This is a genomic window from Serratia ureilytica (genome assembly GCF_017309605.1).
In the GTDB taxonomy this organism is placed as follows: domain Bacteria; phylum Pseudomonadota; class Gammaproteobacteria; order Enterobacterales; family Enterobacteriaceae; genus Serratia; species Serratia ureilytica.
On sequence record NZ_CP071320.1, the window covers coordinates 944,493 to 956,235 of the forward strand.

12 protein-coding genes and 3 tRNA genes are annotated in these 11,743 nt (G+C 60.3%); 7 read left to right on the forward strand and 8 right to left on the reverse strand.

What is annotated here, in order from left to right; translation table 11 throughout:
- Positions 1 to 49 precede the first annotated feature (49 nt).
- The 3 genes from J0X03_RS04325 to J0X03_RS04335 form a co-directional block, all read right to left on the reverse strand.
- Positions 50 to 126 (reverse strand) — tRNA-Met (locus J0X03_RS04325).
- A gap of 65 nt (positions 127 to 191) precedes the next feature.
- Positions 192 to 268, reverse strand: a tRNA-Met gene (locus J0X03_RS04330).
- A gap of 58 nt (positions 269 to 326) precedes the next feature.
- Positions 327 to 403, reverse strand: a tRNA-Met gene (locus J0X03_RS04335).
- Between the two features lie 216 nt (positions 404 to 619).
- Between J0X03_RS04335 and mltA the strand changes: the two genes are divergently transcribed.
- On the forward strand, positions 620 to 1,756 hold the full coding sequence (gene mltA / locus J0X03_RS04340; protein WP_033644860.1) for a murein transglycosylase A: 1,137 nt from the start codon (positions 620 to 622) through the stop codon (positions 1,754 to 1,756).
- Between the two features lie 84 nt (positions 1,757 to 1,840).
- Positions 1,841 to 2,647: a tRNA cyclic N6-threonylcarbamoyladenosine(37) synthase TcdA gene (gene tcdA / locus J0X03_RS04345; protein ID WP_004931886.1), complete on the forward strand. Its 807-nt coding sequence runs from the start codon at positions 1,841 to 1,843 to the stop codon at positions 2,645 to 2,647.
- On the opposite strand, the gene csdE is transcribed toward tcdA, so the two are convergent.
- Positions 2,638 to 3,072 (reverse strand): cysteine desulfurase sulfur acceptor subunit CsdE, encoded by a 435-nt coding sequence (gene csdE / locus J0X03_RS04350; protein ID WP_046687719.1) that lies wholly within the window; start codon positions 3,070 to 3,072, stop codon positions 2,638 to 2,640. The two genes, tcdA and csdE, sit on opposite strands and share 10 nt — an antisense overlap.
- A 19-nt stretch (positions 3,073 to 3,091) precedes the next feature.
- Entirely contained in the window at positions 3,092 to 4,297 is a 1,206-nt protein-coding gene (csdA, locus tag J0X03_RS04355; protein ID WP_103101964.1) for a cysteine desulfurase CsdA, read from the reverse strand.
- Between the two features lie 196 nt (positions 4,298 to 4,493).
- Between csdA and J0X03_RS04360 the strand changes: the two genes are divergently transcribed.
- The 4 genes from J0X03_RS04360 to rlmM all read left to right on the forward strand — a co-directional run bounded on the left by J0X03_RS04360 (position 4,494) and on the right by rlmM (position 7,565).
- Entirely contained in the window at positions 4,494 to 4,718 is a 225-nt protein-coding gene (locus J0X03_RS04360; RefSeq protein ID WP_025304050.1) for a YgdI/YgdR family lipoprotein, read from the forward strand.
- Positions 4,719 to 5,104: 386 nt separating this feature from the next.
- Positions 5,105 to 6,022: a transcriptional regulator GcvA gene (locus J0X03_RS04365; RefSeq protein ID WP_004931894.1), complete on the forward strand. Its 918-nt coding sequence runs from the start codon at positions 5,105 to 5,107 to the stop codon at positions 6,020 to 6,022.
- A 51-nt stretch (positions 6,023 to 6,073) separates the two neighbouring features.
- The gene (locus J0X03_RS04370; protein ID WP_004931896.1) at positions 6,074 to 6,469 is read left to right on the forward strand and encodes a DUF423 domain-containing protein; all 396 of its coding nucleotides are present in this window, start codon (positions 6,074 to 6,076) and stop codon (positions 6,467 to 6,469) included.
- Positions 6,462 to 7,565: a 23S rRNA (cytidine(2498)-2'-O)-methyltransferase RlmM gene (gene rlmM / locus J0X03_RS04375; protein ID WP_033652492.1), complete on the forward strand. Its 1,104-nt coding sequence runs from the start codon at positions 6,462 to 6,464 to the stop codon at positions 7,563 to 7,565. Before J0X03_RS04370 ends, rlmM begins: the two co-directional genes overlap by 8 nt.
- Before the next feature lie 39 nt (positions 7,566 to 7,604).
- Here the strand turns inward: rlmM and xni are convergent, their stop codons facing one another.
- The 3 genes from xni to queF form a co-directional block, all read right to left on the reverse strand.
- On the reverse strand, positions 7,605 to 8,363 hold the full coding sequence (gene xni, locus J0X03_RS04380; protein WP_033644942.1) for a flap endonuclease Xni: 759 nt from the start codon (positions 8,361 to 8,363) through the stop codon (positions 7,605 to 7,607).
- A gap of 54 nt (positions 8,364 to 8,417) precedes the next feature.
- Positions 8,418 to 9,782, reverse strand: coding sequence for a nucleotide 5'-monophosphate nucleosidase PpnN (gene ppnN / locus J0X03_RS04385; protein ID WP_019455737.1), 1,365 nt, complete (start codon positions 9,780 to 9,782; stop codon positions 8,418 to 8,420).
- Between the two features lie 192 nt (positions 9,783 to 9,974).
- A complete protein-coding gene (gene queF / locus J0X03_RS04390) occupies positions 9,975 to 10,820 on the reverse strand; it encodes an NADPH-dependent 7-cyano-7-deazaguanine reductase QueF (RefSeq protein ID WP_069100476.1) in 846 nt (281 codons plus the stop codon).
- A gap of 63 nt (positions 10,821 to 10,883) precedes the next feature.
- Between queF and syd the strand changes: the two genes are divergently transcribed.
- On the forward strand, positions 10,884 to 11,432 hold the full coding sequence (gene syd / locus J0X03_RS04395; protein WP_033644866.1) for a SecY-interacting protein: 549 nt from the start codon (positions 10,884 to 10,886) through the stop codon (positions 11,430 to 11,432).
- The last annotated feature ends 311 nt before the right edge of the window (positions 11,433 to 11,743 follow it).

Genomic DNA, 11,743 nt, shown 5'->3' on the forward strand with positions numbered 1-11,743 from the left:
AGATACAAAAAAACACCCGTCAGGGTGCTTATCTGTTGTCATCAAGAGTTGGTTGCGGGGGCCGGATTTGAACCGACGACCTTCGGGTTATGAGCCCGACGAGCTACCAGGCTGCTCCACCCCGCGTCCGTCTTGATGCGGTATTACGACGAAACCACCGTTCATGTTATGCCGCTGGTACGGCATTCGGTTGGTTGCGGGGGCCGGATTTGAACCGACGACCTTCGGGTTATGAGCCCGACGAGCTACCAGGCTGCTCCACCCCGCGTCCGTGTAATACTTTGTTATCGAACCCAAACGCAAAATACCGCCACTGCGGCATCGGTTGGTTGCGGGGGCCGGATTTGAACCGACGACCTTCGGGTTATGAGCCCGACGAGCTACCAGGCTGCTCCACCCCGCGTCCGATGGATGCGCACTATACTCTCCATGCGTTTTGTTGCAAACCCTTTTTGCATTTTATTGGCCTAAACCCGTTTTTCTGCTGAATTTGCCCGCAATTTGCCTTCTTTTTCATCACCATCCTCCGTGCGGCTTTTTTTATTTGCAGCGATTCCTTTATCAATGAGCGTTTGTTATCGTTCAGCCGGTAGATCATATCAGTTTGAGAGTGTGCGCGATGAAAGGACGTTGGGGCAAATACCTGCTGGGCGGGTTGATGGTGGCGGTATTGGCGGGCTGTTCGTCCAAGCCGACCGATCGGGGTCAGCAATATAAGGACGGCCGTCTGGATCAATCGCTGGAGCTGGTCAATCAGCCCAACGCCAAAGGTTCGCCGGTCAACGCCAAGGATTATTCGGATCAGCTGATGGAGATCAAGTACGCGTCGCCTTCGCTGTTTAACCGCAACAACAGCACCTATCAGGCGGTGCAAAACTGGATGGCGTCCGGCGCCGACACGCGCATGCTGAGCCAGTACGGCCTCAGCGCTTACCAGATGGAAGGCGTCGACAATTACGGCAACGTGCAGTTTACCGGCTACTACACGCCGGTGGTGCAGGCGCGCTATACCCAACAGGGCGAGTTCCGTTATCCGCTGTACCGCATGCCGCCGAAGGGTAGGGGCCGCTTGCCGGATCGCGCGGGCATTTATTCTGGCGCGCTCGACGATCGCTATATCATCGCTTACACCAACTCGCTGATGGACAACTTCATGATGGAAGTCCAGGGCAGCGGCTACGTCGACTACGGCAACGGTCAGCCGCTGGTGTTCTTCGGCTACGGCGGCAAGAACGGCCACGCCTACCGCAGCATCGGCAAAGTGCTGATCGATCGCGGTGAAGTGGCCAAGGCGGACATGTCGATGCAGGCGATCCGTCAGTGGGCGGATACCCACAGCGCCGCAGAGGTGCGCGAGCTGCTGGAGCAGAACCCGTCGTTCGTGTTCTTCCGCCCGGAAGCTTTTGCGCCGGTGAAAGGCGCCAGCGCGGTGCCGCTGATCGCCAAAGCGTCGGTGGCCTCCGACCGTTCACTGATCCCGGCAGGCACCACGCTGCTGGCCGAAGTGCCGCTGCTGGACAACAAGGGTAAATTCACGGGAAAATACGAGATGCGTCTGATGGTCGCGCTCGACGTGGGCGGCGCCATCAAGGGCCAGCATTTTGACATGTATCAGGGCATCGGGCCGGAAGCCGGCCACTCGGCGGGCTACTACAACCACTATGGCCGCGTCTGGGTGCTGAAGAACAACGGCGGCGGCCAGCTGTTCAGCGCCAATCAGTCAAACGGCGGCGGTTCGTTGCTGGTCACCCGCTAAACGCGCACGGCGTGAAAAGATTGACCCGCAAGGGCCGGATTTTCCGGCCCTTATCATTTGCATTACGAAGGTAATTAAAGCGTTATGAGCACAGCTTATTCGGAAGCCTATCTGCAGCGTTTCGGCGGCACGGCGCGGTTATACGGCCAGCAGGCGCTGGCGGTGTTCGCGCAGGCGCACGTCTGCGTGATCGGCATCGGCGGCGTGGGTTCCTGGGCGGCTGAGGCGCTGGCGCGCACCGGCATCGGCGCCATCACTCTGATCGACATGGATGATGTTTGCGTCACCAATACCAACCGTCAGATCCACGCGCTGCGTCAGCATGTCGGGCAATCGAAAACCGAGGTAATGGCGGAGCGTATCCTGGCGATCAACCCGGAATGCCGGGTGACCTGCATTGACGATTTCATTACCCCGGACAACGTCGCCGAGCTGCTGGACCATAACTTCAGCTACGTCATCGACGCAATCGACAGCGTACGGCCGAAAGCGGCGCTGCTGTCATACTGCCGCCGCTTCAAGATCCCGGTGGTGACCACCGGCGGCGCCGGCGGGCAGATAGATCCGACCAAAATCGAAGTGGCCGATCTGGCGAAAACCATTCAGGATCCGCTGGCCGCCAAGCTGCGCGAGCGGCTGAAGCACGATTTTAACGTGGTGAAAAACGGCAAGGGCAAGCTGGGCATCGACTGCGTCTTTTCCAGCGAGCCGCTGGTTTATCCGCAGCCGGACGGTTCGGTATGCGCTTCGCGCAGTACGGCGGAGGGGCCGAAAAGAATGGATTGCAGCGCAGGTTTCGGCGCGGCGACCATGGTCACCGCCACCTTCGGCTTCGTCGCCGTGTCGCACGCGCTGAAAAAGATGGTGGCGAAGGCGGCGCGTCAGGCGTAACGGGCGGCGATCGCCTGCACGGCGGCGGCTAACGCCGCCAGCCCGCTGGCGCGAGTGGCGCTCAGCTGAGCGCGCAGCGCCAGGCGGTCGAACAGCGCCAGCGGATCCAATTCGGCGATCTGCTGCGGCGTTTTCCCTTCCACTTCGGTCAGCAGCACCGCCAACAGGCCACGCACGATGCGGCCTTCGCTGTCGCCATAAAAGTGCAGCGTGCCGTCTTCCAGCAACTGGTGCCCCAACCAGACGCGGTTTTCACACCCGCTTAACGCCATTTCTTCACTGCGCAAGGCCTCCGGCAGCGACGGCAGCCGTTTTGCGAGCATAATCAGCTGGCGGTAGCGGTCTTCCCACTGTTTCAGCGCGCTGAAGGTGGCGATTAACGCTTCGGCGGTGATCTCTCGGCCAAAAGGATGGGGGGCGAGCATAGCGTCTCCGGGAATCAAGTCAGTCGGCCAGCAGGTCGAGGGCGTGGGTCAACGCGCTGACCAGCGTATCGACGTCCTGTTGAGTATTGTAGGGGGCGAACGACGCGCGCAACGTACCGCTGACGCCTAACGCCGCCATCAGCGGCTGCGCGCAGTGCTGGCCGGCGCGCAGCGCAATGCCTTGCTCCGCCAGCAGCGTGACGATGTCGCTGTGGTGTACGCCGGCGATATCGAACGCCAGCAGGCTGGAACCGGAACTGCGGAAGCTGCGAAAGCCCGGCAGCTGCGCCAACCGCTGTTCTGCCCGATCCGCCAGCTCGCGACTGTAGCGCTCCGCCGCCGCCATGTCCTGTTCGCGAAGCCAGGTGAGCGCGGCGGCCAACCCCAGCACGCCGGCGATGTTTGGCGTGCCGGCTTCGAAGCAGTGCGGCGGTTTTTGCGGGATAAAACCGTCGAACGACGCCTGGGTCAACATCTTTCCCCCTCCTTGCCACGGCGCCATCTGCGCCAGCAGCTCGGATTTGCCGTACAGCGCGCCGATGCCGGTCGGGCCATACAGTTTGTGGCCGGAGAAGGCGTAGAAATCGATATCGAGCCGCTGTACGTCGGCCGGGTCGTGAACCACGCCCTGTGCGCCGTCGATCATCACGCGCGCGCCGGCGGCATGGACCAGCGCGATCGCCGGCGCCAGATCCGGGCAGCCGCCGGTGACGTTGGACATTTGCCCCAGCGCCAACAGGCGGGTTCTATCGTTGAGCAGGGCGGGCAGCTGCGCCAGGTCCGGCAGACGGTCGGCGCCGATCGGCAGTTTCACTACCCGCGCGCCGGTTTGATCCGCCACCATCAGCCAGGGGATCAGGTTGGCGTGGTGCTCCGCTTCGCTCACCAGAATTTCATCACCCGGCTGCAGACGCGGACGCAGATAACTCTGCGCCACCAGGTTGATCGCCTCGGTGGTGCCGCGCGTCCAGACGATGTCGTCGGCCGACGGCGCATGGATAAGTTGCGCGACCTGGCCGCGCGCCTGCTCGAAACGGGCGGTCAGATCCTGCGCCGCCCGATGCTGGCTGCGGTGCACGGTGGCGGCGTCGTCGCGATAAAACTGCTGCGTGGCGTCGATCACCGCCTGCGGCTTCAACGCGGTGGCGGCGCTGTCCAGATAGATGCCGTCCTGCGCGAGCGCGGGAAACTGTTGGCGAAAAAGGCTGGGGTTAAAAGGCGTCATACCCTGATTGTCACTGGCTTGAGTCGATGGGTGATCCTGTCCTATTTTGCCGCCGGAGACAAGCGTTCGCGCCGATTAGGACTTATCGCCTGGCAAAATTGGGAAAGTTTGTTATGCTATTAAACGTGCGCTTGTTAATCGCATCTATACGCATAAAAGGTATTTATCAGCATTTAAAACTAAAAAGGAGTCCTCAATGAAGAAAACAGCCGCAGTTCTCTCTGCCCTGATGCTTACGTTCACCCTGGCCGCCTGTTCCAGCAACTACGTGATGCATACCAATGACGGACGCACCATTGTCGCTGACGGCAAGCCTAAAGTGGATAACGATACCGGCATGATCAGCTATAAAGACGCCAACGGCGTCGAACAGCAGATCAACCGCGCCGATGTGAAAGAGATGGTTGAAAGCAACCAGTAACCGTCAGGCAAAAAAAAAGCACCGCAAGTTTTGCGGTGCTGCATAAAATCACTATGGACAGACAGGGTAAATGTACAGGAAGTGAAAAAACAGTAGCCTAGCTACCATGTCCGGAATCGCCGGACAATTTGCAAACACAACATCACAACCACAAGCCAAAAGTTCATCGGCGTCCTCGACACCCACTCCCTTTTCGTTCCGGCCCGGGAAGTGCCGCCACTATAGGTATTTGCTGGCGCATCCTCAACGGACAAATTATAATGGCTCGGATTAAAAAAACTAATGGCAATGCGCCGTTAGCGTTTGTCCATGGCTTGCCACACAAAGCCGCCCGATTTTCGGCGCCGAATCATTCGGATTAATGTTACACAAAAGTAGCTAATTTAATGTCTAAACGCTTACCTCCCCTCAATGCGCTGCGCGTGTTCGATGCGGCCGCTCGCCACCTGAGTTTCACCAAGGCGGCGGAAGAGCTGTTCGTGACTCAGGCCGCGGTGAGCCACCAGATCAAGTCGCTGGAGGACTTCCTCGGGCTGAAGCTGTTTCGCCGGCGCAATCGCTCGCTGCTGCTGACCGAAGAGGGGCAAAGTTACTACCTTGATATCAAGGAGATCTTCTCTTCGATCAACGAGGCGACGCGCAAGCTGCAGGCGCGCAGCGCCAAGGGGGCATTGACCGTCAGTTTGCCGCCGAGCTTCGCCATTCAGTGGCTGGTGCCGCGTCTGTCCGGCTTTAACTCAGCTTATCCGGGCATCGACGTGCGCATCCAGGCGGTGGACCGTGAAGAGGACAAGCTGGCGGACGACGTCGACGTGGCGATTTTCTATGGCCGCGGCAATTGGCCGGGGCTGCGCGCCGAGCGCCTGTATGCGGAATATTTGCTGCCGGTTTGTTCGCCGAGCCTGCTGACCGGCGATCATCCGCTGAAAACCGCAGACGATCTGGCTTATCATACGCTGCTGCATGACGTTTCACGTCGCGACTGGCTGGCCTATACGCGCCAGCTGGGGTTGCAGCACATCAACGTGCAGCAGGGGCCAATCTTCAGCCACAGCGCCATGGTGGTGCAGGCGGCGGTGCACGGTCAGGGCGTGGCGCTGGTGAACAACGTGATGGCGCAAACCGAGATTGAAGCCGGTCGTCTGGTGTGCCCGTTCAACGATGTGTTGGTCAGTAAAAATGCTTTTTATCTGGTATGTCATGACAGCCAGGCAGAACTGGGTAAAATAGCCGCCTTCCGGCAGTGGATCCTGGCGCGTGCCGCCAGCGAACAAGAGAAGTTCCGCTTCCGCTACGAACAATAAGGCCGGCCGCCGCCTTGCCGCGGCCGGTGATTTTTAATGGGATAGATCACGATGAGCAGCCGTTCCATGCTGGTTTTCGCCGCTATCAGCGGCTTTGTGTTTGTCGCGCTGGGCGCATTCGGCGCGCATGTGTTAAGCGGCACGCTGGGCGCCAACGAAATGGCCTGGATCCGCACCGGGCTGGAGTATCAGGGGTTCCACACCCTGGCCATCCTGGCGCTGGCGGTCGCGATGCAGCGCCGCGTGAGCCTGTGGTTTTACTGGAGCGGAGCGCTGTTGGCGTTCGGCACCGTGTTGTTCAGCGGCAGCCTCTATTGTCTGGCGCTGTCGCACCTGAAGGTCTGGGTATATATCACGCCGGTTGGCGGCGTGTGCTTCTTGATCGGCTGGATATTGATGTTGATTGGCGCTTTGCGTCTGAGGAAAAAGGCCGAGCGCCATGAATAAGATTGCGTTGTACTGCCGCCCCGGCTTCGAAAAAGAGTGTGCGGCGGAGATCACCGATAAAGCCGCCCAGCTGGAGATTTACGGCTTTGCGCGGGTAAAAGAGCACAGCGGTTACGTGTTGTTCGAATGCTATCAGCCGGACGATGCCGACCGCCTGGCGCGGGAGATTCCGTTCCGCGAACTGATTTTCGCCCGCCAAATGCTCGTGGTGGGTGAGCTGCTGCGCGATCTGCCGCCGGAAGATCGGGTATCGCCGATCGTCGGCATGCTGATCGGCGTGGTTGATCGCGGCGGCGAGCTGCGGGTGGAAGTGCCGGACACCAACGAAAGCAAAGAGCTGATGAAATTCTGCCGCAAGCTGACGGTGCCGCTGCGCGCCGCGATGCGTGAGCAGAAGGTGCTGATGGCGCGGGAGAACCCGACTCGCCCGGTGGTGCACGTGTTCTTCATCGCGCCGGGCTGCTGCTATGTCGGTTACTCCTACAGCAACAACAACTCGCCGTTCTACATGGGTATTCCGCGTCTGCGCTTCCCGGCCGATGCGCCGAGCCGTTCGACGCTGAAACTGGAAGAAGCGTTCCATGTGTTCATCCCCGCCGACGAGTGGGACGAGCGCCTGGCCAGCGGCATGCATGCGGTCGATCTGGGGGCCTGCCCGGGCGGCTGGACCTATCAGCTGGTGAAGCGCAGCATGATGGTGCATTCGGTGGATAATGGCCCGATGGCGCCGAGCCTGATGGAAACCGGCCAGGTAACGCATCACCGCGCCGACGGCTTCAAGTTCGAGCCGAACAGCAGCAAGATCTATTGGTTGGTGTGCGACATGGTGGAAAAACCGGCGAAGGTGACCAGCCTGATGATTCAGTGGCTGGTGAAAGGCTGGTGCCGCGAAGCGATCTTTAACCTCAAACTGCCGATGAAAAAACGCTACGAGGAAGTGTCGCAAAACCTGATGAGCATCCGCGAAGCGCTGAGCGCCGCCGGCATCAGCGCCGAAGTGCACGCCAAACAGCTGTATCACGACCGCGAAGAGATCACCGTACACGTGCGCCGCATGTGGTCGGCGGTGCCGGGCCGCCGCGACGAGCGCGATTAATCGCGTTAAACCTGATGAAGGGCGCTGCTTGCAGCGCCCTTATTGTATCGGCAGTCGCAGCTGCTGCAGGTTGCCGTCCAGCGACAGATCGGTGCGCAGCGTGGCGACTTGTTTGCTGACGTAGGCCAGCTCGCGGTGCTGCTCCAGCTTGCCGCGCCATTTCTCCGGCACCTGCTCCAGGTGCTGATAGATCCCGTCCAGACTGCCCGACTGCTGCAACAGCAGCACGGCGGTTTTCGGCCCGATGCCGGCCACGCCGGGGATCTTGCTGCTGCCGATCCCCGCTAACCCCCAGTAGTCCGGCAGTTGCTGCGGCTGCACGCCGAATTCCTGCTGCACGAAAGGCATATCCAACCAGCGTTTCTGGAAGTAATCGCGGATCTGTACGTTCGGCGCCAGCAGCTGGCAATAGCCTTTGTCGGTGGAGACGATGGTCACCTGGTGGCCGCCGCCGGCGACCTTCGCCGCCAGCGTGGCCGCCAGATCGTCTGCCTCGTTGCCGGGTGAATGCCAGCTGGCGACGCCCAGTTCGGCGAAGGCTTCACGCAGCTGCGGCATCTCCTGTTGCAGGTTTTCAGGCATCGGCGAGCGCCCGGCCTTGTAGTCCGGCAGAATTTGGTGGCGCCAGCTTTCGCTGCGGTCGTCCTCGTCAAATACCGCCACCGCGTGAGTCGGGCGGCTGTGCTGAAGCAACTGCTGCAGCGCGTGGCGGCAGGCGTTGACGCAAGGGGAGCCCTGTACGGCGTGAATGCGGCGGATGAGGTTCAGGGCGTCGACAATCAGTAGGTGTATCATCATGGGCGGCAAGGTCAGAAAAAACAGGGCGGCCGTTACGCCGCCCGGGATTGAGGGTCAGGCGACGATTTCGTAGCAGGGCACATAGGCGCTGCCCGGCAGTTTCATGCGGTGCTGGGCGACAAAGCCCTGCAGCAGGCTGTCCATCTGCTTCATCATCTGCGGTTCGCCGTGCAGCTTGTACGGGCCGAACTGCTCAATGGCGTGGATGCCGTTTTCCTTCACGTTGCCGGCCACGATGCCGGAGAAGGCGCGGCGCAGCGCGGCGGCCAATTGCTCCGGCGGCTGGTTCGGATACAGATTGAGGTTCGCCATGTTCTCGTGGGTCGGCTCGAACGGCAGCTGCAGATCCGGCGCGATGCGGATCGACCAGTTGAAACTGTAGGCGTCGCCGGTGTTGCGGCGGTTTTCCTTCACCAGCGGCATGGCTTTTTTCATCTGCCGGGCCACTTCCGCCGGATCGTCGATGATGATGGTGTAGTGACGGCGCGCGGCGTCGCCCAGCGTGTTCATGATGAACTCGTCCAGCACGCGGAAGTAATCGGCGCTCTCTTTTGGCCCGGTCAGGATCAGCGGCAGCACCTGTTCGCTGTTCTCCGGGTTCATCAGGATACCCAGCAGGTACAGCAGCTCTTCGGCGGTGCCGACGCCGCCCGGGAAGATGATGATGCCGTGCGCGATGCGCACGAACGCTTCCAGACGTTTTTCGATGTCCGGCATGATCACCAGCTCGTTCACCAGCGGGTTAGGCGGCTCGGCGGCGATGATTGACGGTTCGGTCATGCCGATGAAGCGGCTGTTGCGGTAACGCTGCTGCGCGTGACCGACCGCCGCGCCTTTCATCGGCGCTTCCATGGCGCCCGGCCCGCAGCCGGTGCAGATGTTCAACTCGCGCAGGCCCAGCTGGCTGCCGACCTTGCGCGCGTACAGGTATTCGTTCTCGTTGATCGAGTGCCCGCCCCAGCACACCACCATGTTGGGATCCTCATCCAGATGCAGCGTGCGCGCATTGCGCAGGATCGAGAACACCAGGTTGGTGATGTGGGCCGAGTTTTCCAGGTTCAGGTGTTGGAAACGGCCGGCGCTGGCGATTTGGCCGTGCACGAACAGAATGTCGCGCAACACGGCGAACAGGTTGGCCTGCAGTGAACGGATGATGCGGCCGTCGACGAACGCCTCTTCCGGCGGATTGACCAGCTCCAGCTTCACGCCACGCTCGCGGCGCAGCACGTTGATATCGAAGGTTTCATAGCGCGACAGCAGCTGTTTGCTGTTGTCGGTTTGGCTGCCGGAGTTCAACACGGCCAGCGAACAGTTGCGAAACAGGCGGTACAGGTCGCTGCTGGCGGTGCGCTTAAGCATGTCTACTTCCAGCTGCGACAATAAATCCATAGAGCCAAGCGGGCTGATGTGTGTAATCAAGGTAACTCCTTTGCACCCGGTGCGGGGCGGTAGTAATCCATACGCAGCAAAACAGCATCTCGTTATGGTTGGCGTGCTGCGGCGAAGCGGGCGCTCTGCCCGGCCGCAGCCTCGTTTTAACCTTACCGCCGTCCCTGCGCTTTTACCAACACAAACCGCTCGTTAGCTCAGTTGTTGAGCAATGTTTCGCACTTATTGGCGCGCCAGGCGGCCGTGCTCGGGAGCGAACGCGACGTTGCTGCGCCACGGGTTGATATCCAGTCCGCCGCGGCGGGTATAGCGGGCGTAAACCGTCAGGCTTTGCGGCCGGCAATAGCGCATCAGATCGTTGAAGATGCGCTCGACGCATTGCTCGTGGAATTCGTTGTGGTGGCGGAAGGAAACCAGATAGCGCAGCAGCGCTTCGCGATCGATCTTACCGCCGCGGTAGCTTATCTGCACCGAGCCCCAGTCCGGCTGATGGGTGATCAGGCAGTTGGACTTCAGCAGGTGGCTGACCAATTGCTCTTCCACTACCTCTTCACCGGCGGCGTTCTGCAGGTAGTCGGCGTTGAACTCATAATTGTCGATGCGAATATCCTGCTGGTCGATGCAGTCGCCGGCCAGACGAGCGATCGGGCTGCCTTCCAGTTGGTTGACGCTGAACAGGGTGACGCTCACCTCGCCTTGGGCGCAGGCGGACAGATCGCGTTGCAGCGTGCTGCGCACCGTTTCCCAATCGGCGAACGGCGTTTGGTTGAAGCTGTTGAGATACAGCTTGAAGCTTTTCGATTCGATCAGGTTCAGGCTGTCGGCGTTGAGGCCGATCTCGCCAACCGCCACCTGCGGCAGCCCGTTGGCGTTCAGCCAGGAGAGTTCGTACAGCGTCCAGATGTCCGCGCCGTGGAAGGGCAGGTTGTCGGGATACAGCCCCAGCGGCTCGCGGTTCATGCTGCGCGGCACCGCCTGCAGCAGCGTGGCGTCGTAGCGATCGCGATAGGCGGTGGGTTTGCCCAGCGTCAGCCCTGACAGGGCCTGGTGGTCTTGATATGAGGACATCTGCTGTCACCTCGGTCAGAGATAGGTACAATGGCCGTCAGTTTAACGTATGCGAGAAAGAATATGGACCATGATGTATCGCACGCTCTGCGTGAATTCACTCAACGCTATGTCGAGTTGTGGCAGCAAGAGCGCGGCCACGCGCCGGCCAGCGAGGCGCTGTACGGCGTGCCGTCGCCCTGCATCGTGGAGAATCGCGAGGACGACGTGCTGTGGTTGCCGCAGCCTTTCGAACCGGCGGCGACGCTGGAGAAGGTAGAGGCCGCGCTGGAGCTGCGTTTGCAGCCGGATGCGCACCGTTTCTACACGCAGCAATACGCCGGTGACATGAGCGCGCAATTTGGGGAGCATCGCCTGAGCCTGCTGCAGGTATGGAGCGAAGAGGATTTCATCCGCCTGCAGGAGAATCTGATCGGCCATCTGGTGACGCAAAAGCGCCTCAAATTGTCACCGACCCTCTTCCTGGCGACCACCGAATCCGAGATGACGATGGTGTCGCTGTGCAACGTCAGCGGCAACGTGGTGCTGGAGCAGTTCGGCAGCGATAAGCGCACCTTGTTGGCGGCGACGCTGGGGAATTTCCTCGATGCGCTGCGCCCAGTGCTGGACTGAAGCGCGGCGGATTCGCCGTCGGTCGTGTAAGAGATCTCTCACACGGGCTGTGAGAGATCGCTCTTAATTTTTTTCACCTCTCTTTGGACCATGAGATTATTGTTATCCAGATCAATTGGTTAGAATTTCTTTAGGATAACTCTTAGTCTTAATTTAGTGTGAGACACCTCTCAAACCCTTGTGATTCCGGGAAATTTGAGCGATCTTATCATTACCGGCACGGACCCGGCGGAGCAGGAAAGCATCAGGATGATGCAGCTTCAGGAAGAAGAAAGGGATGCGCTCAGGCAAGAGCGAGGGATGGCGTCAGG